Source organism: Pseudomonas sp. 3MA1, assembly GCF_029237275.1.
Classification (GTDB): Bacteria; Pseudomonadota; Gammaproteobacteria; order Pseudomonadales; family Pseudomonadaceae; genus Aquipseudomonas; species Aquipseudomonas fluorescens_AP.
Window position 1 is genome coordinate 1 of sequence record NZ_JAACFX010000021.1, and the last position, 22780, is coordinate 22780.

The 22780-nt window shown below is 60.7% G+C and carries 16 protein-coding genes and 1 pseudogene; 8 read left to right on the forward strand and 9 right to left on the reverse strand.

All coding sequences use genetic code 11. The features are described 5' to 3' along the window. Positions 1-39: 39 nt before the first annotated feature. Complete coding sequence (locus tag GWQ44_RS30480; protein ID WP_047305899.1) at positions 40-1428, reverse strand: PLP-dependent aminotransferase family protein; 1389 nt, start codon at positions 1426-1428, stop codon at positions 40-42. A gap of 307 nt (positions 1429-1735) precedes the next feature. Between GWQ44_RS30480 and GWQ44_RS30485 the strand changes: the two genes are divergently transcribed. The 3 genes from GWQ44_RS30485 to GWQ44_RS30495 all read left to right on the forward strand — a co-directional run bounded on the left by GWQ44_RS30485 (position 1736) and on the right by GWQ44_RS30495 (position 7074). Next, positions 1736-2938, forward strand: coding sequence for a benzoate/H(+) symporter BenE family transporter (locus tag GWQ44_RS30485; RefSeq protein WP_275929072.1), 1203 nt, complete (start codon positions 1736-1738; stop codon positions 2936-2938). 224 nt (positions 2939-3162) lie between these two features. Beyond that, a complete protein-coding gene (locus tag GWQ44_RS30490) occupies positions 3163-4536 on the forward strand; it encodes a carbohydrate porin (protein ID WP_275929087.1) in 1374 nt (457 codons plus the stop codon). A 117-nt stretch (positions 4537-4653) separates the two neighbouring features. Next, the gene (locus GWQ44_RS30495) at positions 4654-7074 is read left to right on the forward strand and encodes a glucose/quinate/shikimate family membrane-bound PQQ-dependent dehydrogenase (RefSeq protein WP_275929073.1); all 2421 of its coding nucleotides are present in this window, start codon (positions 4654-4656) and stop codon (positions 7072-7074) included. On the opposite strand, the gene GWQ44_RS30500 is transcribed toward GWQ44_RS30495, so the two are convergent. From GWQ44_RS30500 to tssI, 6 genes and pseudogenes are all read right to left on the reverse strand, one after another. Beyond that, positions 7056-7625 carry a phospholipase D-like domain-containing protein gene (locus GWQ44_RS30500; protein ID WP_275929074.1) on the reverse strand — a complete coding sequence of 190 codons (570 nt, stop codon included), beginning with the start codon at positions 7623-7625 and terminating at the stop codon, positions 7056-7058. The genes GWQ44_RS30495 and GWQ44_RS30500 overlap by 19 nt on opposite strands. 82 nt (positions 7626-7707) lie before the next feature. Next, entirely contained in the window at positions 7708-8175 is a 468-nt protein-coding gene (locus GWQ44_RS30505) for a hypothetical protein (RefSeq protein ID WP_275929075.1), read from the reverse strand. Positions 8176-8725: 550 nt separating this feature from the next. Continuing rightward, positions 8726-8866, reverse strand: a pseudogene (locus tag GWQ44_RS30510) (DUF3087 family protein); the annotation flags it as partial. 374 nt (positions 8867-9240) lie between these two features. After that, positions 9241-10101 (reverse strand): hypothetical protein, encoded by an 861-nt coding sequence (locus GWQ44_RS30515; RefSeq protein WP_275929076.1) that lies wholly within the window; start codon positions 10099-10101, stop codon positions 9241-9243. A 65-nt stretch (positions 10102-10166) separates the two neighbouring features. Next, positions 10167-12953: a hypothetical protein gene (locus GWQ44_RS30520; protein WP_275929077.1), complete on the reverse strand. Its 2787-nt coding sequence runs from the start codon at positions 12951-12953 to the stop codon at positions 10167-10169. 39 nt (positions 12954-12992) lie between these two features. Next, the gene (tssI, locus tag GWQ44_RS30525) at positions 12993-15032 is read right to left on the reverse strand and encodes a type VI secretion system tip protein TssI/VgrG (RefSeq protein WP_275929078.1); all 2040 of its coding nucleotides are present in this window, start codon (positions 15030-15032) and stop codon (positions 12993-12995) included. Between the two features lie 579 nt (positions 15033-15611). On the opposite strand from tssI, the gene GWQ44_RS30530 reads away from it, so the two are divergent. The 3 genes from GWQ44_RS30530 to GWQ44_RS30540 all read left to right on the forward strand — a co-directional run bounded on the left by GWQ44_RS30530 (position 15612) and on the right by GWQ44_RS30540 (position 17209). Then, the gene (locus tag GWQ44_RS30530; protein ID WP_047305905.1) at positions 15612-15932 is read left to right on the forward strand and encodes a hypothetical protein; all 321 of its coding nucleotides are present in this window, start codon (positions 15612-15614) and stop codon (positions 15930-15932) included. A gap of 230 nt (positions 15933-16162) precedes the next feature. Next, on the forward strand, positions 16163-16456 hold the full coding sequence (locus GWQ44_RS30535; RefSeq protein ID WP_275929079.1) for a hypothetical protein: 294 nt from the start codon (positions 16163-16165) through the stop codon (positions 16454-16456). A 105-nt stretch (positions 16457-16561) separates the two neighbouring features. Further along, positions 16562-17209: a carboxypeptidase-like regulatory domain-containing protein gene (locus GWQ44_RS30540; RefSeq protein WP_275929080.1), complete on the forward strand. Its 648-nt coding sequence runs from the start codon at positions 16562-16564 to the stop codon at positions 17207-17209. Here the strand turns inward: GWQ44_RS30540 and GWQ44_RS30545 are convergent. Then, positions 17187-18845 (reverse strand): hybrid sensor histidine kinase/response regulator, encoded by a 1659-nt coding sequence (locus tag GWQ44_RS30545; RefSeq protein ID WP_275929081.1) that lies wholly within the window; start codon positions 18843-18845, stop codon positions 17187-17189. The genes GWQ44_RS30540 and GWQ44_RS30545 overlap by 23 nt on opposite strands. Before the next feature lie 146 nt (positions 18846-18991). Between GWQ44_RS30545 and GWQ44_RS30550 the strand changes: the two genes are divergently transcribed. Beyond that, on the forward strand, positions 18992-19609 hold the full coding sequence (locus GWQ44_RS30550) for a response regulator transcription factor (protein ID WP_275929082.1): 618 nt from the start codon (positions 18992-18994) through the stop codon (positions 19607-19609). A gap of 174 nt (positions 19610-19783) precedes the next feature. Beyond that, positions 19784-20215 (forward strand): hypothetical protein, encoded by a 432-nt coding sequence (locus GWQ44_RS30555; RefSeq protein ID WP_016965539.1) that lies wholly within the window; start codon positions 19784-19786, stop codon positions 20213-20215. Between the two features lie 42 nt (positions 20216-20257). Here GWQ44_RS30555 and GWQ44_RS30560 read toward each other — a convergent pair whose 3' ends face one another. Beyond that, on the reverse strand, positions 20258-22600 hold the full coding sequence (locus GWQ44_RS30560) for a GGDEF domain-containing phosphodiesterase (protein WP_275929088.1): 2343 nt from the start codon (positions 22598-22600) through the stop codon (positions 20258-20260). Positions 22601-22780: the final 180 nt, after the last annotated feature.

Consider the following 22780-nt stretch of genomic DNA (forward strand, 5'->3'; position numbering starts at 1 on the left):
CTACAGATCCGTGTAGGAGCCGGCTTGCCGGCGAAGGGCTCAGCGATAACGCCGCGGATCGGCCTCGATCAGGCTAGCCAGCTGAGTCAGGGCAAAACGCAACTCGTCGCGGGTGGTGGGCGACATCAGCACCACCCGCACACAACGGGAGCTGACGCCGCGTTCCACCTGGAACTGGTTGCCGCTCATCACCAGTACCCCATTGGCCCGGGCCAGGGTGGCGAACTCATCGCCCGTCCACGGCTCCGGCAAGGTCAGCCACAGGTGATAGCTATGGGGCTGGGTCCGGATCTCCAAGCCGGCAAACACGTCCCGGGCAATCGCCTGGCGCACCGCCGCTTCGCTGCGCTGGGTCTGCACCAGCTTGCGATCCAAGCCCTCGACAATCACGTTGCTGGCCAATTGCGCGGTCAGCGGCGACGGCATCCACACACTGCTGCGGACCATCGAGCTCAGGCGCGACAGCAGCTTCGGCGGGCTGTAGAGATAGCCCACGCGCAACGCCGGCATGATCGCCTTGGACAGGCTGGTGAGGTACACCGAACGCTGCGGCGCGTAGCTCGACAGCGGCTTGATCGACGGATCGGTAGCCAGAAAGCCGTAGATATCGTCGTCGATGATCAAAAAGTCGAACTCTTCGGCAATCGCCGCAATCTGCGCCCGGCGCTGGGGCGACATGATCGCCGTGGTGGGGTTCTGGCAACTGGCGACGCACACCAGCAGCGCCGGTTTTTCCCGCAGGCACTGCTCGCGCAGGGCTTCGGGCAGCATCCCCTCTTCGTCCATGGCCACGCCCCGCAGGCGCCGCTCCAGGCCATGGGCCACGGAAATGATGCCCGGGTAGGTCAGCGACTCGCAGAGCAGCAGATCACCGGCATTGCTCAAGGCGCTGATGGCCACCATCAGGCCGTGCTGGGCGCCGGCCGTCAGCACCACCTGTTGCCAATGGACCTCGGACAAGGAGTGGCGCAACCACTGGGCACCGGCTTCGCGATGGGCCGGGTGGCCACCGTCGGGGGCGTAGTCCAGGGCCCGGCCGAAGTCGCTGCTGTGGGCCATGCCCACCAGGGCGCCGCGCAACCAGTACTCCAGGGTTTCGCTGTAGGGCTTGATGATCGACAGGTCCAGGACTTCGGACTGGCCCAGGGACAGCGACGGCGCGCTGGAGCCTTCCGGCAACCCCAGCGGCGGCTGCGCCAGCACGTAGGTGCCACGCCCGACTTCACCTTGCACCAGCCCGCGCCGCTGGGCTTCGCTGTAGGCGCGGCTGATGGTGCCGGGGGTGACATTGAGGATCACCGCCAGCTCGCGCAGGGTCGGCAGACGATCACCGTCATTCAACAAGCCGCTGCCGATATCCCGCGCCAGGGCATCGGCAATGGACAGGTAGACCGGTTGATTGAACTCGCTTAACTGAGGAACCCACATGGAGGCTGATGACCATCGGTTGCGTTGAGGTGGACCGGAGCATATCACAGGCGCGCATCGACTCTTAGCATCGACTCATTCGACAAATTGATTCGATTCATAGCGCGATCCGCCGCTTGGAAACCGCTGATAAAGTTTTTCAAACCAAATAAACACTTATAAATCAATAGCTTAACCACTGATCACAGTCGATTTGGCGGCAACCACGCCGAGAACCAATTGAATCGATTCAATTTATTGAAATACACTCAACCAGCGCCAACTCAATCGACTCAACTCCTTCCACCCCATGCCCAGTCGAGATGCCATGCACAGTCTCAGCAAGGACCTGTCCCTCTCCGCCGTGATCGCCGGCCTGATCGCCGTGATCATTTCCTACGCTGGCCCCTTGATCATCGTGTTCCAGGCCGCCCGCGAAGCCCATATGCCCAGTGACCAGGTGTCGTCCTGGATCTGGGCCATCTCCATCGGCAGCGGCCTCACCGGCCTGCTGCTGAGCTGGCGCCTGAAAGTGCCGGTGATCACCGCCTGGTCCACGCCCGGCGCGGCGCTGCTGGTATCGATGCTGCCCACGGTGTCGCTGCCCCAGGCCATCGGCGCCTATGTCGTGGCCTCGCTGATCATCGCCGTACTCGGGCTGTCAGGGGCCTTCGACAAGCTCATGAGCCGCCTGCCCAAGGCCATTGCCGCGGCCATGCTGGCGGGCATCCTGTTCCGCTTCGGCGCCGGGCTGTTCACTTCGGTCACCCTGCAACCGGCCCTGGTGCTGGCGATGATCGCCGCCTATCTGCTGGGCAAACGCTTCTCGCCACGCTACGCGATCCTCGCGGTGCTGCTGGTGGGCTGCGCGGTGGCCGCCGGCCTTGGCGAGTTCAATGGCGGCTCCATCACCCTGGCGCTGGCCGAACCGATCTTCATCGCCCCCGAGTGGAACTGGCACGCCATCGTCAACATCGGCCTGCCCCTGGCCCTGGTGACCCTGACCGGGCAATACGTGCCGGGCATGGCGGTGATGCGCAGCGCCGGCTACACCACCCCGGCGCGCTCGATCGTGTCCTGGACCGCCATCACCTCGGCGCTGCTGGCGCCCTTCGGCTCCCATGGCATCAACCTGGCCGCCATCACCGCCGCCATCTGCACCGGTCGCGAAGCCCACGAAGACCCGAACAAACGCTACATCGCCGGGATCGCCTGCGGCCTGTTCTACATCCTCATGGGGATTTTCGGCGCGACCCTGGCCTCGGTGTTCGCCGCCCTGCCCAAGGAACTGATCGCGGCCCTGGCCGGCCTGGCCCTGTTCGGCGCCATCAGCGCCGGGCTCAGCGGCGCCATGGCCGATGAGAAACAGCGTGAGGCCGCGCTGATCACCTTCCTGGTCACCGCCTCGGGCATGAGTTTTCTCGGTCTGGCCGCGGCGTTCTGGGGGTTGATCTTCGGCCTCGTGGCGCACTTCGCCCTGAGCTACACCCGACAGAAACAATCCCTCGCCGCGGCCACCGCGCCGCGCTGAACCTGCCCGGGCCCGGTGACTGTTACCGAATCCGAAAGGGTTCATGTCAATAAAAGCGCTTTCTCTTGATGAGAGGGCGCTTTATCCTTCGCACCCTGAAGCTGAAACGCTTCATCTTTCCTTTTGAAATCAGCGGCCTGCCGTCCTCGATCAACCTGTATCGATGCCACGTGCCGCGCCCTTGCTTCTGCCTATTCCTAGAAAAAGACCTGACTCGAATGCCTATGCCCGTTTTTCAGCGCTTAAAAGACAGCGCTGTCCTGACTCCCGTTGCCCTGCCCAAGACCCTGAGCCTGCTCGGCGCCCTGGGGTTTGCCGCCTGCGCCCAGGCCGCCCCGGCCTTCGACAGCGACTCGCCCTGGATGCTTGGCGACTGGAACGGCACCCGCACGGAACTGGCGAACAAGGGCTACGACTTCAAGGTCGACTACGTCGGCGAGATGGGGTCGAACCTGCACGGTGGCTACGACCATGACCGCACCGCGCGCTATAGCGACCAGTTCGCCTTCGGCAGCCACCTGGACCTGCAGAAGATCCTCGGCTGGGATGACGCCGAGTTCCAACTGACCGTGACCAAGCGCGACGGCGACAACATCAGCAACGACCGGATCAACGACCCACGGGTCGGCGGCCTCACCTCGGCCCAGGAAGTCTGGGGCCGCGGCCAGACCTGGCGCCTGACCCAGATGTGGTACCAGCAGAAATTCTTCGACCAGAAGCTCGACATCAAGGCCGGCCGCTTCGGCCAGGGCGAAGACTTCAACAGCTTCCCCTGCGACTTCCAGAACCTGGCGTTCTGCGGCTCCCAGGTGGGCAACTGGGCCGGCAGCGTCTGGTACAACTGGCCGGTCAGCCAGTGGGCCCTGCGGGTCAAATACCACCTGACGCCGGAGGTCTACGCGCAGATCGGCGCCTATGAGCAAAACCCGTCGAACCTGGACCGCGACAACGGCTTCAAGCTCAGCGGCAGCGGCACCCAGGGCACCCTGTTGCCGGTGGAACTGGTGTGGACACCCAAACTCAACGGCCTGGCCGGTGAGTACCGCGCCGGCTACTACTACAGCAGCGCCAAGGCCAGCGACGTGTACAAGGACGGCAACGGCCAGAGCGCGGCCCTGAGCGGCGAAGCCTATCGCAGCAGTTCGAGCAAGCACGGCCTGTGGTTCGGCGCGCAACAGCAAGTCACCAGCGTGGCCAGCGACCACTCCCGCGGCCTGAGCCTGTTCGCCAACGTCACCGCCCATGACAAGAAGACCAACGCCATCGACAACTACGTCCAGGCCGGCCTGGTCTACAAGGGCCTGTTCGATGCCCGGGCCAAGGACGACATCGGCTTTGCCCTGGCCCGGGTCCACGTCAACCCGGCGTACCGCAAGAACGCCCAGGCCAGCAACCAGGCCCGCGCGATCTACGACTACGACAACCCCGGCTACCTGCCGCCCCAGGACACCGAATACAGCGCCGAGTTGTACTACGGCGTGCACCTGGCCAACTGGCTGACCGTGCGCCCCAACCTGCAATACATCCGCCATCCCGGTGGCGTGAGCCAGGTGGACGACGCGCTGATCGGCGGGATCAAGATCCAGAGTTCGTTCTAAAGCCGCGCGGCAAAAAACCACGCCATTCACAGTTTTCAGCTGAACCAAGCCCGCGCCTGATCGTCATCTACAGTGAACAAGCGCGGGTCCACTCTTAACGTCACGGAGAACCACACTATGAGCACTGAGGGTGCTTCAAGTCCGAGCCGCCTGCTACCAGGCCTGCTCGGGATCTTGCTGCTGCTAATGGGCCTGGCCTTGCTGGCCGGGGGGATCAAGCTGAGCATGCTCGGCGGCTCGTTGTACTACGTCCTGGCCGGTATCGGCCTGACGCTGACCGGCCTCTTGCTGCTGGCCGGCAAACGCGCGGCGCTGGGCCTTTACGCCCTGGTGCTGTTCGCCAGTACCGTCTGGTCGCTGTGGGAAATCGGCCTGGACTGGTGGCAACTGGTGCCACGCCTGTCGCTGTGGTTCGCCCTCGGCGTGGTCCTGCTGCTGCCCTGGTTCCGCCGCCCGTTGCTGCGCGATGGCCCGGCCCCGCTGGGCACCGCCGCCCTGAGCGTGGCCGTGGTCCTGGCCGGTGGCGCCGCCATTGGCAGCCAGTTCACCAACCCTGGGGAAATCTCCGGCGACCTGGGTCGCGACGGCACCGACATGGCCAGCACCGCCCCGGCCATGCCCGAGGGTGAATGGCAGGCCTACGGCCGCACCGAGTTCGGTGACCGCTACTCGCCGCTGAAGCAGATCACCCCGGGCAACATCGGCAAGCTGCAGGAAGCCTGGCGCATCCGCACCGGCGACATGCCGACCGCCAAGGACCCGGTGGAGATCACCAACCAGAACACCCCGCTGAAGGTCAACGGCATGCTCTATGCCTGCACCGCCCACAGCAAGGTGCTGGCCCTGGACCCGGATACCGGCAAGGAAATCTGGCGCTTCGACCCGCAGATCCAGGGCCCCAACGGCGACGACTTCCGTGGCTGGGCGCACATGACCTGCCGTGGCGTGTCGTACTACGACGAAGCCAACTTCAAGAACACCGACGCCATCAGCCAGCCGGCCACCCTGTCCCCTGCGGGTCAGGCCATCGCCGCCAGCTGCCCGCGCCGCCTGTTCCTGCCTACCGCCGATGCGCGCCTGATCGCCATCAACGCCGACACCGGCAAGGTCTGTGAAGACTTCGGCAACAAAGGCGCCGTGGACCTCAAGGCCGGTATCGGCCCGTTCACCCCGGGTGGCTACTACTCCACCTCGCCGGCGGCCATCACCCGCAACCTGGTGATCATCGGCGGCCACGTCACCGACAACGAATCGACCAACGAGCCGTCCGGCGTGATTCGCGCCTTCGACGTGCACGACGGTCACCTGGTGTGGAACTGGGATTCGGGCAACCCCGACGAGACCGCTCCGCTGCCGGAAGGCAAGACCTATACCCGCAACTCGCCGAACATGTGGTCCCTGGCCAGCGTCGACGAGAAGCTGGGCATGGTCTACCTGCCACTGGGCAACCAGATGCCTGACCAATGGGGCGGCAACCGCAGCGCGGGCGCCGAGAAGTTCAGCGCCGGCACCGTGGCCCTGGACATCGACACCGGCAAGCTGCGCTGGAACTACCAGTTCACCCACCACGACCTGTGGGACATGGACGTGGGCAGCCAGCCGACCCTGCTCGACATGAAGACCGCGGACGGCGTCAAGCCGGCGCTGATCCAGCCGACCAAGCAAGGCAGCCTGTACGTACTGGACCGTCGCGACGGCACCCCGATCGTGCCGATCCGTGAAGTACCGGCCCCGACCGGCGCAGTCGAAGGCGACCACACCGCCCCGACCCAGGCCCGCTCGGACCTGAACCTGCTGAACCCGCCTCTGGATGAAAAAGCCATGTGGGGCGCCACGCCGTTCGACCAGATGCTGTGCCGCATCCAGTTCAAGCAACTGCGCTACGACGGCCAGTACACTCCGCCATCGGTGCAGGGCAGCCTGATCTACCCGGGCAACGTCGGCGTGTTCAACTGGGGCAGCGTCTCGCTGGACCCGGTGCGCCAGCTGCTGTTCACCAGCCCGAACTACATGGCTTTCGTTTCCAAGCTGGTGCCGCGCGCCGAAGTCGCCGCCGACAGCAAGCGCGAAAGCGAAACCTCGGGCGTGCAACCCAACACCGGCGCGCCTTACGCGGTGATCATGCACCCGTTCATGTCGCCTCTGGGCGTACCTTGCCAGGCCCCGGCCTGGGGTTATGTGGCCGGTATCGACCTGACCACCAACAAAGTGGTGTGGAAGCACAAGAACGGCACCAGCCGCGACAGCTCGCCGATCCCCATCGGCCTGCCAATCGGCGTACCGAGCATGGGCGGCTCCATGGTCACCGGCGGTGGCGTGGGCTTCCTCAGCGGCACCCTGGACCAGTACATCCGCGCCTATGACGTGAAAAACGGCAAGGAACTGTGGAAATCCCGCCTGCCAGCGGGCGGCCAGGCCACGCCGATGAGCTACACCGGCAAGGACGGCAAGCAGTACGTCCTGGTGGTCGTGGGCGGCCACGGCTCCCTGGGCACCAAGATGGGCGACTACATCATTGCCTACAAACTGGCGGAATAAGCTTTACCGGCAGGCATTAAAGGGGCGGCTACCTTGGGGTAGCCGCCTTTTTTTGTGCGCACCAGGCATAACGCGTGGCGCGCAAGCGCAACCAGCTTGGCTGTAACAGCCTCTAGGGGGACGTGGAGGTGAAGGTTCCACAACTCATCTCGCCAGTTCTTCGCCAACTCCGCATCCGGCGCAGCCAGCCCCAGTTCCGAGTCGGTATGCATACTGCGCGTATTGATATTCGCCGAACTGAGCAGGCTGAACACATCGTCCACCACCAGCAGTTTCGAGTGCACGTAGATATCCCGGGAGTACGCCTGTTCGCCTTCGACCAGGGGGCTGCCGGGTTCGGGGTTGCAGGCGGTGAGTGTAGCGATCACCATTTTGAGTCCGGGCAGGTCCTTGAGGGCGTAGGGTTTGGCGTCTTCGTCTTCGTCTTCGCCTTCGTCGTCTTTCGGCTTGCCGAGTTCGGCGATGTCCTCCGGCTTGAGGCCGCCCAGGCGCTCTTCCACATCGGGGGTGAAGCCCTGGCGCTCCAGCTCGGTGATTTCGCGCTGGAGCACTTCGGCTCGGTTGAGCTGTGCGCGTTGCAGATAGGCGTCTTGCTACGGGTGAAGTGTTCCTTGTGATACGGGTAAGTACTGATTAGCGATTGGCCGCTTTCGCCGGAAGCGTAGTAACGCACTGCTTTGGGATGTTGTCTTCATAATAGGTGCTGTTTAGGCTTTTATTCTTTTTATCAATGATGAGGTTGATGAACTCATCACCGCAGCTAGGGAAGTTCTCTGTGAACTCTCCTTTTTTAGCGTCGTAAACAAAGACTCTAAAGATCGTGTAAGTGCCCATTCCGTCGTCAGTGTGCCAAACAGCAAAATCCTCCAATCCATCAAAATTGAAGTCATCAAGTTTTATATGTAGTTTCTTGTCTGCCTCAAAAATAAAGTCATTTATTTTGTGGTGGCCATTATTTTTCACGTTTACATTCAGGCTTGATCCGTTCCACGAAAGTTTTACTTCGCTTTCTTTATTGGGGTTGAATTTTAGCGATTGCGCTTGAATAGATGCGCACACAAAAACTGCTAAAGCTGACAAAATTGCTTTCTTAGTATTCATTTAATTACTCCGCAGGCTGCATATTTGCATGGATAGTAGCCTTTCCTGTAGGAGATATAATTAATGTTTGAGTTACATCAATGCTGTCTGTGAGCCTCCGAAGCATGTAGGCAGTGTAGGCTTGTCTCTCGTAATATCCGTTGCCGCCGCCGTTAACTAGACGATTGATCAGTCCTATATTATTTGCCGAGTACAACCTGCCTGAAACTCTGTTTATATTAATTCCACCAGAGAAGACTTTAGACACCCAGTAAAAACCGCCCGAGTCACACGCATTATATTTGTTCTCTGCAACTATATCTGGACCAAATCTTGGAGCCCAGACAAAAGCAATCCCCCCATCATCCGGATGTGCTGAGTAGTGCATTGAAACGTTAGGTTCTGTCCGAAAAGTCGGTTTAGGTAGAATTACCGCGATGATTGGTTAGAGGCCCATATGGCAAGGCGCTACGAACTCTCCGGCGCATCGTAGGAATTGATCAAATATCTGGTTGCTACAGAACAGAAACTGGGTCGTCCACGCAGCGATGATCAGCAGACCGGAGCCCCCCCCCCCCGGCTGACCGAACAGCGCCACCGCGGCGCTGGAAAAAAGCATGGCCAGGGCGATGAACACCTGCGCGATGATCAAAGTGCTGCGACGGGTTTGCCGCCGGTAAGTCTCAGGGTCCTGCGGGGTGATGACGAACATGGGCGCGACGCGCTCCGTTGGCGTTGGGTCAATTTTCAGGCGGTCATTATCAGCGCTGGGAGCGATGCCGATGGGTAAAATTGCCGCTGGAGAAGCAATAGCATGATCCGGGTCTTGGCTACGAGGAAGGACAAAATCTGTTCAAGGTGCACACGAGCATGTGTTGCCATAACAATTTCGCTTCCGTGCATTTACTCTTGTTTACCCCCAAGAGAAAAAACACAAGAACACTAAAAACTCAAGAAACGGATTTTAATCAACTCCCAGAATCAGGCATCCTCTCCCGAATAGGTCACCGGAGGAAAAATCAAACAGTCATGCGATCCCGGCTCAACTGTAACTCCCACCAAGAAAAATTCGCCCAACACAAATCATCATATACAGTGCGCCTTTGACTTGATTGGTTCGGAAACTTGATCTTCACGACCAAGAGCAAGCATTTTATCTACATACTCCTTATACAGAGCACAAGCTTCTTTTTGCATACCCATACCCGAATAAGCATCTGCCAGATTGATAGTGGCCTCTACTTTTTCCGGGTACTTCTTATGAATATCCCTAAGAAGAAATGCAGACATCACGAAATTTTCGTTTTGATACAAAAACCGAGCATAGTCATTAACAAATGAAGCATTACCCTCTCCAAGAATCAAAGTTATCTCATACAGAAAGTCCTTAGGAGCAACCTTCGGTGTTTTTTTCCCTTTATCATCCACCCTATAAAGCAGCGAATCATTCTCACCCAAGCGATAATTTTCAAGCACAAACTGAAAATCTTTACTTACTTCACGCACAGCATCCTCGGAAGATAACTCCTGCAAAACAGGACCACCACCTGAAAACTCCGAAAACAATACACAGCACTTTATGCGCCGCACATGAAACTGCTGTGGAAACCTAGCCTCATCTGGAAGTACTTCGTTACCAAGAGAATACTTTTCATCTCTGCTTGGTTCTACCCAGGTTGAGGTTTTGTAAAGCACCCAATCCTTCAACGCTGGCTCCCATCTGAAATCGTACTTCGTCAAATCAGTATTTCGGGTGTAGAAATCCAACAACAATGAAAAATCACCCGGAATATACCCAGGAAACAGACCACCATTACCCAGACTAAAAATCCCTTTCCTCTCCTGCCCGGAACCACCAACCTTAATAGTCACCTCTGAAAGTTCTCTATCAGGCTCCGAGCTAACAACAGAATACGAATCACATTGCCCATCTCCATTGAGGTCCACATCACACTCAAGACTTGCGCAAGAAATGCTGCTCCACAGCAAGACACAAATGAATAACAAAGTCCTCACAGCGCACCTCCAAGTGCAAGCAGTCGTGCTTCAGCATACTGTTTAGCGACTGTAGCCGTACGCCCCGGGGCATAATACGTTAATACAGCGTTCTCACCGATCGCTGGATCTGCATCATACAACTCAAGAAAACGCCTATATCCTATTATCGCTTGCGCTTGATCTTTCGTTTTTCCGTTTTTACCACCACCTGGATCACTCCAGAGCCCCCATGCGAATGAAAGCTTAGCTTTATCGTACGCTTTACTATCCACAACTTCATAAACACCTTGATTATTGAGCTTGGTACAGCCCTGCATATCCAAAACTCTTAGAGCTCGATTGAGAAACTGCAATCGATCATCATAGCCATTGAAGCCACCATTAACGAGCGCTGTACAGTAGATGAAATCATCAGCATCTGAATGCAAGGTTAGTTTCTTGTATTCCGACCAGTACCAACCTACAGAAAGCACACTATGAGGAAGCTGAGCCATTTTATGATAATTCGGCAAACCTTCGAAACTTTCACCGACATAATGACCATAGGCGCGATAATTCACCTGAAACGTGATCTGAATAAGACCACGACCTATATAGGGCGAATAACCAGGAGGGTCGTTAGGGTCTACTATTTCCACCGTAAACTGCAGACTGCCACTCTCATGCAGCATCTGAGCAAGAACATGCACTTTACTGATACAGGTGGCAATCCCTGAGCGCTGATACATCTCTGCTAACAGATCAGTGTATTTATCAATATTGGCCTGTGTCGCATAAGGGGCAATGGCCTTCATTTGCTCAGGTGTAATCGTTCCTGAACAGCTACATACAGCACCGGTAAAAAACATTGAAATCATACCAACCGGATGAACACTCCAGACTTTAGAGCCTTCATTTGTTCCGCTCTGATCAACTCCATGCCCCCACCAACTTAACTTTTCAATTCTCGCCTTTTCTTCGACCCAACCCTTATTGGGCTGGCTTTCGCTGTCCTTCATCAATTCATCCAGGGAGTCCCATTGATCAGCCTTGTAATCCCACTCACTCTCATACTGAACAAGCATCTGCGAAATCGGTTGGGAGAACCAAGGCTTACCCAGCGCCTCCCTTATTTCATCAGGCAGTAGCTTTTTATCACCATTCTTATCAAGAATTTTGTACAGGGATTGTGTGACGGGGCCTGCTCCAGCCTTTACAACTTCAGGCTGATAAGTCGCAAGCTCTTCTTCTGTAAGTTCTTTTTGTGCCTCCAGAAAGGCAGCGTAGTGCTCAACATGGCTGACGGTTTCTTCAATGAAAGTAAAACCCTCCCACTCAAAAGACGAATGTCGAGATAGCGCGATATCCGGCTCAGCAAACCAGCCACTGATGGCGTTGCCCGATACATCAGCAAGCACTCCTTCCAGGTGCCACCAATAGGTGTAAGTGGTCAGGCCGCCCATGACCACGGCAGCCTTGATCTTTTTCTCTGGAGGTAATGATTCCAATACCTGCAACGGGATGATCAAGTCATAACCAATCTGGTGACCTGGGTCGGATGCCTTGGGTGGGGTTGTTGCATTCATGCCCGCCACATGGCTGATCAGCTTTGCACCCTTTGCGACCTTGACCAGGGTTCTGTCCTTTACAGGCAAGTTGGCCGCTGTGGATCGACTCTGTTGGATAAACGTCTTGACGTCTTCACAGCTAAACACTTCCAGATGCAGCAGATTCTTCGGCGCGGAGTCCGATTGATTCTGATACTTGCCCACATGCCCAAGAACTTCGCCCGCCTTGACTTTATAAGCCGTTTTCAAAGGGACAACCTTGTCCATATCCTCCGGTGTGCTCATTGCCTCCAGAAGATCAAGTGAGACATACCCTGGCAACACTCCCTCAACGTCTGGAACAAGAACTGGCATGGACTCACCACTGACAATTTCGAGCAACTTGCGGTATTTGCCAGAGTTTTTTTCGTCGCTGATTCTGATTTGCGTGCCTACCGGCAGAAAGCCTATTGGCCTTCCCTGGGCAAAAGCATCACGCACGATTGCGCCATTTTCCTGCTCCTTTGGAAGATCCCGGGCCTTGTCCCCCACAAAGTATTGATCCGCAGAAATACGCTGCATTTCTTCCTTGAATACCCAGCCAGTCTGCTCTGCCAGTTCGGCTACCGCCGGTATGACGTCGACCACTTCCAGCCATCTCTGAGTATCGGGTGCAGGTTTGGTGAACACCGTGGTTCCACGAGGCAATACCGCCAATATCGGCGTGTTACCACCAGAGTCGCTGCTACGAACCCTAAGCCCCAGCAGTTTGTCGGATGCTGCCGCTTTGACCTTGTAGGTGGCGTTCCAGAAGCCGGGGCGCTTGAGTGCCGGACTGGTTTGATAGCCCTGCCAATCCAGCAAATGCATGTACAGACTGAAGAAAATCAGGCTAGGACCCGCCGTGGCAGGTGACCCGGGAGGTGCAGGGAGTTCAAGGCGGTGCCTGACCAACACAAAGCCCGTGGAAAATGGCGCGCTCTTCGAACCGTACTCGGATACCGGATAAGTCTTGTCAATTCGATACGCCACCACCTCGCCGTCAGCGATGCAGCGCACTTCAGTCTTGTCTGAAACCAGTCCGCTGGCGTCATCGAAATGCACACCACCATGCCAAAGGCCATTGGCACCTATGGGATAGAAACCATCGTCGGCCTTGGCCAAGGCCTGGTAATACTGCTGTGGATCTATCGACCGAGTCGTTCCCACTTTCAGTGGAAATACCCAGTTCTCGACTTTATCGATTGTCTTTTGGTTGCCCGATGCCTCTGTCATGACTTCGTCCTTGCCCCCCCCTGTATCAGGGAGTCTTCATCAGCCGGAGAAATTGATCAGCCGTTGTCGCTGAGGCTTGATCGGCTCTTGTAATGGATTCACCAAGGCCTTCTCCATCAAGCTCCCGGCCTTATCCTTATCCGCCACACCGGGTAGCACCGGCGGCTGGATTCCAATGCCAGAGCCAGCACCGGCTGCACCTCCCGCATTCACCTTGAGCAACGCTCCATTCACGCTGACGCCGCTGGCATCGAGCTTGATAAAGCTGCCCCCGGCTTGCACCGTCAGTTCACTGGCCGCTTCGATCACCATTTTCTGGCCCGCTTGCAGATGAATCTCACGCCCGGCCTGGAGCAGTTGTGCGCTGCCCAGCTTGATGTGCTGGTCGTGCGCCACGTTCAGGTGGTCGTCGGCGCGGATTTCGGTTTTGCGTTCGCCGTGGACGGTGCGGTGTTCTTCGGCCTTGAGTTCGCTGTAGCTGTTGGCTTCGACGCTGTCGTGACGCTCGTGGCCGACGCGAATCTTCTGGTCGTGCTGGATGTTTTCATCCCAGTCGCGCTGGGCGTGGACGAAGATCTGTTCGGCGCCTTGCTTGTCTTCGATGCGCACTTCGTTGAAGCCGGCGCCACCCGGTGAACTCAGGGTCTTGAATACACTGCGGGTCTTGTTGGCCGGCAGTTCGTAGGGGACGGGGTGTTCCTGGTGATAAAGGCAACCGCTGATCAGCGGCTGGTCGGGGTCGCCTTCGAGAAAGTCCACCAGCACTTCCATGCCGATGCGCGGGATGGCGAGGGCGCCGTAGCGGTCGCCGGCCCAGCTGGAGGCGACCCGCAGCCAGCAGCTGGTCCGGTCGTCGCCCTGGCCTTCGCGGTCCCAGTGGAACTGCACCTTGACCCGGCCATATTGATCGGTGTGGATTTCCTCTCCTGGCGGGCCAGTGACCACTGCGGTCTGGCTGCCGAGGACCCGGGGTTTCGGATGGTCCAGCGCGGAGCGGAAAAATACGTCCCAGGGGGTGGCGAGGAAGCGGTTGCGGTAGCCCTGCTGGAAGCCATCGCTCGAATCGCTGTCGCTGGTGATGGATTCTTCCAGCACCTGGGGCTGTTTGCCTTCGTGGGTCACCTGGGTCAGCAGCCAGAGGTCGTTCCACGCCTGGCGCGGGTGATCGGACAGTTCCAGCAAATGCCCGCTGACCAGTCGCGGTTCATCGCCCCAGCCCTCAGCTTGCAGGTAGTCGGCGCGGTGGCGTTCCAGGGCGCGCTGGCTGAGCAACTTGCCCCGTTCGCGATCGGTGAAGCGCCCGGGGTAGTCGTAGTCCTCCAGGTCCGGTTGCTGGGTCTGGGCGTCGGGCTTGTAGGCGGCCTCCATTTGCAGGCGTGGCTTTTCGAAGTCGTAGTCGCGTCGTGTGACGCGGCTGGTACGGGTTTCCAGGCGCACGTTGAAACCCTTGATCACCGGCTCATCGGCCACCAGCCCGCTGCCGCGCACATAGGCGGTGGGTCGGCCGAGCTTGCGGAACACGCTCTGGTTGTCGCTGAACACCAGCAAGTGCGCCTCGCGGCTGTGCTGGAAGTGGTAGTGCAGGCCCTCTTCTTCGCACAGGCGCTGGATGAAGTGCAGGTCGCTCTCGTCGTACTGCACGCAGTAGTCGCGCTCGGGGCACGGGTGCTGGATCTGGAACTGGTAGGCATCGCCGAGGATGCCGTGCTCTTCGAGGATCAGGGCGATGATCTGCGGCGCCGAAAGCTGCTGGAAAATCCGCTGGTTGCTGCGGTGGCGCAGGTAATCCAGCTGCGGCTGCAGCGACAGGCTGTAGCGGCTCAGGCGCTTGCCGGCATCACCCTGGGCGATGCGCTGGATCAGCCCGTGGATGCCGTGGCCCTGGGGGTCGAAAGCGAGAAAGGCCGGTTGGTGCAGCAGCGGCTCAAGGTCGATGAAGGGGCGTTCGCTGACCAGTTGCAGGTCGAAGCGAAACGGCTGGCTGATGGCTTCGCTGCCCTGGAAGGCGAGCACCTGGAAGTCGTGCTGGATGCCTTGGATGTCCAGGCTGAAGTGGGTCTGGTCGGCCGGGCTGAACATGGGTCGCTCCTTGACGTGTTGCGGCTAAGTCCATTAGCCGAAGCGCTGCGGGGCCGAGGCCACGCTGCGGACGCGCAGTAACGTAGCAAGTTGCAACTCGTCACGTTTGTAGGAAGTGTCTGAAATACCGACCGATCAGCCCGTTCCATGACCTCCTTTATCTCACCGCCATCCGGGTGCTGAGGGTGCTGGAAGGACAGTTGCGAATGCTCATGTGGCGACTGATCGGTGGGAGCCCTCGGCATACCCTGCCCCTCAAATCGCGGTCACCGAAAATTCCTACAACTCGCGTCCACTTGCATCACCTTGTCCCTCCAAGGCGATGCCCTTAAGGTCTGGGGGTCATTGCAAATTCAGTGACAGGGCGTAGGAACCCTTCGATAACCCTTGGCGCATAAGCGCCCGTCTGATTGCGGAGCATCTGTCGCATCCGTAAGATCAGCCGCGGCGGCCGTGCGCGGGCACGCTTCGGCGTGGCCGAGTCCAAGGGTATTCGGTATTCCTACCCCGCGCGCGGCTGCCACCCAAGCCCGTAGGAAGGCCGTTGGCAGCTCTCATGCCTACCCGGAGCTCGATCAAATGAAAAAGGTCAAACCCAACAAACCTGACACATCTACGACGGAGCGCAGCTCTCGTCACATGCCATTGACCAGCAACGACTACAACATCCCCGCCCTGCTGGTGGACACCCAGGCCCCGCTGGACGCGCTCCACGAGGCCGCCGCCCACCGCATCCGCGCGGCCACCCAGTTGCTGGAGAACATCGCCAGCCACGACAACCTGCAGAGCAACCCGGCCTTGCTCCAGGACTTCGCCCAGCTGTGCGTCATCCCCCTGCGCGACGGCTGCGACCTGCTGGACGTGCTCGGCCGGCGCCTGCAGGAACAACTGCTCACCTGAGCCTGATCCGGGACCGGCAACACCTCGCCGGTCCCATCCGGCGGCCCTGTGCGCCTACCCCCGCCGCCCCGTAATTGCAAAGCGACATTAGCCCATTTGTGCTAATCGACCCTCCCCCAGCCCGGAGCTATAGTGCCGAGCAACCACCCGCTCTCCCCCAACACCGCCGTTCTGCGGTGTCGGGAGCGGCTGCGCCGTTGAAAACACAACAACACCAAGGAAGAGTCATCATGAAACTCCAGTCCAGCCTCCGCCCCCTTGCCCTGCTCAGCGTCCTGGCCCTCGCCTTGGGCGGTTGCGCCATCGCCAAGCCGAGCAACGACGATCTGAAGAATCGCGCCCAGATCACCCTCGGCAAGCCGGTTTCCACAGTCTCGAACGTGCGCAGCGACGCGTCCCAGACCTACTTCACCGCCAGCACCAGCGCCGGCGAATACAACTGCGTATTGCCCAGCGGCGGCATGGTCGCCTTCGCCACCATGGGCGGAGCGGTCGCGCTGCCGGCCGAGTGCAGCAAGCAATAAAGCGCTAGCCCCTGAGCAACCAGGTTCGCCGCGACGGGCTGCCCCGGTGTAGCAGCGGGACAGCGTCGGGCGAGCACCGCTCCTTCCTGAAAAGGTTCTGAATTGATGAAACCCCGTCTCTTCATGGTGACAGGCCTGGCCCTGCTCGCCTGTACCCTGATGGCCTGTGCGCCGCGCCAAGGGCGAACCCTGGACGAATACCCATCGGTCAAGATCCCAACCGTGCAGTACCCCGAGGTCCCCTTCGACACCCAGGCCGCCCGCGCCGCCCTGCAACCGGGCACCGCCACGCTCACCGGCAAGTTCTGCATCGTCGGCAACGACGGCATCGAGGACAGCCGCGACGTCAAGATCTATCTCTACCCGGTCACCCCGCACCTGCAGGCCTGGCACAAGTTGCGTGCGTCCAAGCCCGAAGGCGCGCCGGTGAGCATGGCCCCCGAGGCCGTGGCCGTGCACCGGGTGACCCGCACCGACGGCAACGGCATCTTCCAGTTCACCGGCCTGCAACCGGGTCGCTACTTCGTCCAGGGCCAAGACATGGTGTACGGCACCAGCCGCTGGAACGAGTACGTGGGCACTGGCCAGAGCAACACCAACTACGGGCCGGTGACCACCCACTACTACACCGAGCGCAGTTCGATCTCTTCGTACTCGGGGATGCTGGATGACTTCGTCGAACTCGCCAGTGGCGAGAACAAGAAGCTGACCATGACCAACTACCCCCTGCTTATCCCGTGCCGGACCTGGTAACCGCCGCTGGCGCCGAAGCCCTGTGGGCCGACGCCAGCGGCGTCTCGCGCAGGGCTCGCAAGGTGCCCCGCAGTTCCACCGGGCGCACCGGCTTGGAGAGGATGGCGATATTGCGGTCGTGCAGGGCGGCGTGGATTTTCTCGATGTCGTGTCCGGTGATGATCAGCGCCGGCACTTCCCAGCCGCGCTGCCGGCGGATGCTGTCGATGCATTCGATGCCCGAGGCCCGGGTGCCCAGGTCATAGTCGGCGACGATGATGTCGCAGTCGGTCAGCAGGTCTTCCCCGCTCGACTCGGCCTGGACCACGCAGCCCCAGCGTTCCAGCAACGCCGAGGTGGCCAGCAAGACGTTGCGGTCATCTTCCACCAGACACACCCGCAACCCGGTCAGCAAGCCGCTCTGCAACGCCTCGTCACGACCGTGCAAGCGCTGTGGCGCGGCCAGTTGCAGGCCGTGCAGGCTGACCGTGGTGCCGTGATCGACCCGCGAGCGGATGGTCACCTGCAGGTCGGTCAATTGCCCCAGGCGCTTGACGATGGACAGGCCCAGGCCGACGCCTTCGACGTCCTTATCCCGTACCTGGCGAACCCGATAGAACTCCTCGAAGATCTTCGGCAGGTGCTCCTCGGCAATCCCCCGGCCCTGGTCATAAATGACGATGGCCAGGCCCGCGCCGCGCCGGCGTACACCAATCAGCACCGGCCGCTCGGCGGCGTACTTGAAGCAGTTGGACAGCACGTTCTGAACCATGGTCGCCAACAACCCCGGATCGACCCGCACCCAATGGGCGCAAGGCCGCAAGCGCAGTTCGACACCGGCCCAACGCGCCGCTTCGGTGTTCTGGCGCACCAGGTCGCGCAGCAGCTCGCCCAGGTGCACGGTGTCGTACTTGGGCTGCACCCGCCCGTTGTCCAGGGTGTAGAGGTCGAGGATCGAACGGAACAATTGCGAAACGTTGAGCAGCGAACGGTCGATGTTGTCCACCAGCCGCCGCTCATCCACCCCCAGGTTGGCTTCGCGCAGGCAGGCGGTGAACAGCCCGATGGAGTGGATCGGCTGGCGCAGGTCATGGCTGGCCTGGGCCAGGAAGCGGGATTTTTCCAGGTTGGCGGCAATCGCCTGTTCGGAAGCCAGGCGGGTGCGCTTGAGCAGGATATGGGCGTACACCGGAATCACCGTGCTGGTGATCATCAGCATCAGCACCATGTAGGGCTGGGCCTGCCAATAGGGGGTCAGCAGGTAGACCATGAACAGCGCGACCTGCGCCAGCACGGTGGCGATCGCCAGGTAGCGCGAGCCGAAGCGCATGCCATTGCCCAGGTTGACCCAGACCATCACCGCATAGATCGGCAGCGCCCCCTCGCCGCCCACCACCAGGCCGTAACAGGTGCCGGTGTAGTCGTAGACCATGCCCAGGATGCGCCGCGCCGGGTAGTGCCCGGGCCAGCGGGCAATGGCCATGCGCAGGATGATCGAACCCAGCATGAACAGGGCAATGTAGATCATCACCGGCACATAGGGCTCGACCTGCTGCCCCGGCAGAAAGCCGATCACGCTAAACCAGACCAGGGCGCAAGCGGCGACGATGATCCGCAGGGTGGCCTGGTCGAGTTCGCTGTCCTTCTCAACGTTCATGCAATCACCTCCTTGTGCAATCTGTGTGGCCGTGGTCTTTTGCCGCTCGGCCAAACCGCGTTTCGAACACGACCAGCGGCCCATTACAACGCCGCGCGTCAAGTTAGCATGCGCGCAGGACTGGATGTTTCAAGGAGTTTCACGACATGACCTGCCGGATTATCGTCGCCGACGACCACCCGCTGTTTCGCGAAGGCATGCTGCGCACCCTTCAGCGCCTGCTGCCCGGGGCCCTGCTCGAAGAGGCCGGCGACCTGGCGGCGGTGCTGGCCCTGGCCAGGACCGGCGAAGAGCCGGACTCGCTGATTCTCGACCTGCGCTTTCCCGGCCTGACCTCGGTGAGCCTGATTGCCGACCTGCGCCGCCAACTGCCGCGGACCTCGATCATCGTGGTGTCGATGGTCGACAACCAGGACCTGATCGGCGAAGTCATGGCCGCCGGGGCCGACGGCTTCATCGGCAAGAGCATCAGCCCGGAGGAGATCGGCCAGGCGATCCAGGCCATCCGCGAAGGCGAGGTGGTGGTCAAGTACGCGCCTTCCGGCCTGCTGCTGCCGCTGGACGCCGGCGCCGAAGTGAGCCAGCTGACCACCCGGCAACAGGAAGTCCTGCGGCTGATCGCCCAGGGCAAGACCAACAAGGAAATCGCCAGGGAACTGGAGATCTCGCCGTTCACCGTGCGCATCCATGTGTCGTCCCTGCTGCATGCCCTCAAGGTGCCCTCGCGCGCCGCGGCCGCGGTGAAGTTCGCCGGAACCTGGTAAAGCGCGCCCCGGAATCGACCGCGGCCATTGGTCCCGGTAGCCCCTTTAATGCTGGGAAGCCCTGCGCAAATAAGGCAGCATCGGTCCTGGCACGCCTGAATAAACACCATGGCATTGGGTGGCAGACCAGGAACAGCGTGCTGGCGCCGCCGCCCTAAGCAGGAGAAAGACATCATGAATACGGATAAACGTGATGAATTGTTTGACCGGTTACAGCACTGGTTCGGTGACTCGGAAGCCGCCAACTGGAACGAATACACCACCGAGCAGGTGGCCAAGGGCGTGCTTAGCGCCTTTACCCCGGCGCAATGGCAACGACTCGGCGAGACGCTGCTGTCCCGGCCCGAGTACTGGCAGCACCGCTGCGCGGTATCCCTGGGCGAGTTGCGAACCCCACCGGCCATCGCCTTGTTGAAACGCCTGCTGGCGGACTCGCCCTACCTGGATGTGCGGATCATGGCGATCTATGAGCTGGACTGGGCCGAAGCCGCCATCGAACCGCGCTACGCGCCCTGCATCCAGGAAATCATGGACAACCTCAGCGCCGAAGACATCGAACCGGAACTGCACAGCCTGCTGACCAAGGCCGAATCGGCCCGCCTCTGACGCCCCACCCCGGATGCCGGCTGCGGCCGGCATCCAGCGCCCTCAACTGGGCACCTGCGACCTCAACGCCCAGCGCTCGAAAGCCTCGGTGGCCAGGGGCCGACTGATCAGGTACCCCTGCAGCGTGTCGCAGCCCCAGCTTTCCAGCAGGCGCAGGCAATGCTCGAACTCCACCCCTTCGGCCACCACCTTGAGCCCCAGCTTGTGGCTCATTTCAATGGTCGAGCGCACGATCACCGCGTCACCACTGGTTTCGTTCAGGTTGCGGATAAAGGACTGGTCGATCTTCAGCTCCTGCACCGGCAGGCGCTGCAACTGCGCCAGGGATGAATAGCCGGTGCCGAAATCGTCCACCGACAGGCTGATGCCGCAACCCCGCAAGCGCTGCAGCACGGCCAGGGCCTGCTGCGGATTGCGCATGATGGCGCTCTCGGTGATTTCGAAGACCAGCTGTTCGGCCGCCACCTGGTAGCGCTCCAGGCATTCGCTGACCCGGACTTCCAGGCCGTCGTCCTCCAGGTCACTGGCGGAAATGTTCAACGACAGGCGCACCGGCAAGGCCCGGCGGTTCCATTCGGCCAGTTGGCCGATGCAGGCCTCGATGACCCAGGACGTCAGGCTGTGCATGCTGCCGGTCCGCTCGGCCAGGGGAATGAACTCCGCCGGCGACACCACGCCGAACACCGGGTGCTGCCAACGCAGCAGGGCTTCGGCCTGGTGCCGGTCATCCCGCTGCCGATCGAGCTTGGGCTGATACAGCAGGAACAGCTCGTCTTCGGCCGCGGCACGGCGCAAATCGCGGATCAGGCTGATCTGCCGCTGATGGGCCAGGTCGCGGTCCTGCTGGTAGACCTGCAGGTAGCCGGGGTTGAGCGAGGCGTCGTGGCGCGCGATGGCCGCGCGGCTGATCAACTCCTCGGCGCACTGGCCGTCGGCGGGGTACACCGCCATGCCCATGCAGATCTGCCGCCGGACCTCGTCGCCGTGGATCCGTTGCGGCTGGCTCAACAGCTCATGCAGGCGATCGGCCACGGCAATGGCGCCGTCGAGTTCGGTGTTCTCCAGCAGCAGGAGAAACTCGCTGGCGGTGATCCGCGCGGCGGTATCGCCCTGGGTCAGGACCTCCGGCAACCGCCGGCTGAGTTCGCCCATCATCTGCTCCAGCCCTTCGCTGCCGAAGCCTTCGTGGATCGCCCGGTGATTGTCGATGCCCAGGTACAGCAGGACCACCTTGCGCCGGGCGGCGATGGCCTGGCCCAGGCGTTCGATGGCCAGGGCCCGATTGGGCAGACCGGTCAGGGGATCGTGCAGGGCATTGTGGGCCAGTTGCCGCTCACGGGTGGCAATGGCGCTCTGCATGGCGTTGAAGGCATCCGCCAGGACCCCGAATTCATCGCTGCGCTTGATGGCGACCGCGGCCTGATAGTTGCCGGCGCCGATGCGCCGGGCGGCTTCGGCCAGGTCCTCCAGAGGGCGCGAAACCCGCCGCGCCATCAACAGCGCGCAAACCAGGGACACCACCAGGGCCACCAGGGCGATCCACAGGAACTCCCGGTCCAGTGGCGCGAAGGCTTGCAGGGCCTGCTCCAGGGGGCTTTGCAGCAAGACCATGACCCGTGGATCGGCGGGATCCCCGGTATTGGCCAGTTGCAGGGCCTGGTTGAGAAAACGCTGGCCATGGGCGTCGCTCAACGGCGGCAGGGACTGCCACAGCGGATCGCCCAGGGCGTTGATGATGGGTGACCAGAAGAATTCCGGCTGGGTGCTGAACAGCTCGCCGGGGCGCTGGGCGTCGACGGTCAGGAACGACACTTCCAGGTTGCTCATGGAGCGCAGCTCCCGGGCGAACAGCTCGTCCATGGGAAACCCCATGACCACCCGGGCCAGGGGCGAGGAGGCCTGCACCTGCCCTTGCACCAGCAGGTAGGGACGGCCCTGGATCGCGACGAACAGCATGTGGGTGTCGTGACGCCAGGCCCGGCGCAGGGCCTGGTCATAGAGAAAAGGCCGGTCCCGGGCCACCGCCGGCAGGGTGCTGGCGATGACCCGGCCGTCGGGACTGAGCACGAACATCTCGCTGGAACGGATGCCGCCGCGGTGCTGGGCCAGGGCCGCGAGAATATCCACCGGCTTGCCACTGAGCACGGCCCGGCGGAACTCCGAGTCCAGCACCAGCCAGTCGACCCCGTATTGCAGCGTGCGCCCCCGCAGGTCCAACAGGCGCTCGAAGACCCGGGTGCCGATTTTCAATTGCTGCTGCGCCTGCTTTTCCACCGCTTGCGTGGTCGCGGTCTTGACTGCGAAATACACCGCCCCGATCAGCACCAACAGCAACAGCGCCAGCACCCCGACAATCCTTGCCTGAAAGGTCCGGCGCCACCTCATAGGGTCGTGCACAGCGGTGTCGATCGCCCCTCGGGCCGGGAACCTGGCGACACGGGTGACCACCGCCGAGCGCTGAAAAATCCATTCTTCATACCCATCCCTCTGAAAAGCTGAATGTGTGCGTCAAATAAATGCCAGTATCGAGCCGACATTCCGGTCGTTCAGATTAATCCTCAAGTT

Excerpts from the sequence above, each read along its gene's own strand:
- GWQ44_RS30560 (WP_275929088.1), bottom strand. The coding sequence starts at position 22,600 with ATGAGGTGGCGCCGGACCTTTCAGGCAAGGATTGTCGGGGTGCTGGCG.
- GWQ44_RS30555 (WP_016965539.1), top strand. The coding sequence starts at position 19,784 with ATGAATACGGATAAACGTGATGAATTGTTTGACCGGTTACAGCACTGG.
- GWQ44_RS30495 (WP_275929073.1), top strand. The coding sequence starts at position 4,654 with ATGAGCACTGAGGGTGCTTCAAGTCCGAGCCGCCTGCTACCAGGCCTG.
- GWQ44_RS30485 (WP_275929072.1), top strand. The coding sequence starts at position 1,736 with ATGCACAGTCTCAGCAAGGACCTGTCCCTCTCCGCCGTGATCGCCGGC.
- GWQ44_RS30520 (WP_275929077.1), bottom strand. The coding sequence starts at position 12,953 with ATGACAGAGGCATCGGGCAACCAAAAGACAATCGATAAAGTCGAGAAC.
- GWQ44_RS30480 (WP_047305899.1), bottom strand. The coding sequence starts at position 1,428 with ATGTGGGTTCCTCAGTTAAGCGAGTTCAATCAACCGGTCTACCTGTCC.
- GWQ44_RS30535 (WP_275929079.1), top strand. The coding sequence starts at position 16,163 with ATGAAACTCCAGTCCAGCCTCCGCCCCCTTGCCCTGCTCAGCGTCCTG.
- GWQ44_RS30550 (WP_275929082.1), top strand. The coding sequence starts at position 18,992 with ATGACCTGCCGGATTATCGTCGCCGACGACCACCCGCTGTTTCGCGAA.
- GWQ44_RS30505 (WP_275929075.1), bottom strand. The coding sequence starts at position 8,175 with ATGAATACTAAGAAAGCAATTTTGTCAGCTTTAGCAGTTTTTGTGTGC.
- tssI (WP_275929078.1), bottom strand. The coding sequence starts at position 15,032 with ATGTTCAGCCCGGCCGACCAGACCCACTTCAGCCTGGACATCCAAGGC.
- GWQ44_RS30490 (WP_275929087.1), top strand. The coding sequence starts at position 3,163 with ATGCCCGTTTTTCAGCGCTTAAAAGACAGCGCTGTCCTGACTCCCGTT.
- GWQ44_RS30540 (WP_275929080.1), top strand. The coding sequence starts at position 16,562 with ATGAAACCCCGTCTCTTCATGGTGACAGGCCTGGCCCTGCTCGCCTGT.
- GWQ44_RS30545 (WP_275929081.1), bottom strand. The coding sequence starts at position 18,845 with ATGAACGTTGAGAAGGACAGCGAACTCGACCAGGCCACCCTGCGGATC.
- GWQ44_RS30530 (WP_047305905.1), top strand. The coding sequence starts at position 15,612 with ATGAAAAAGGTCAAACCCAACAAACCTGACACATCTACGACGGAGCGC.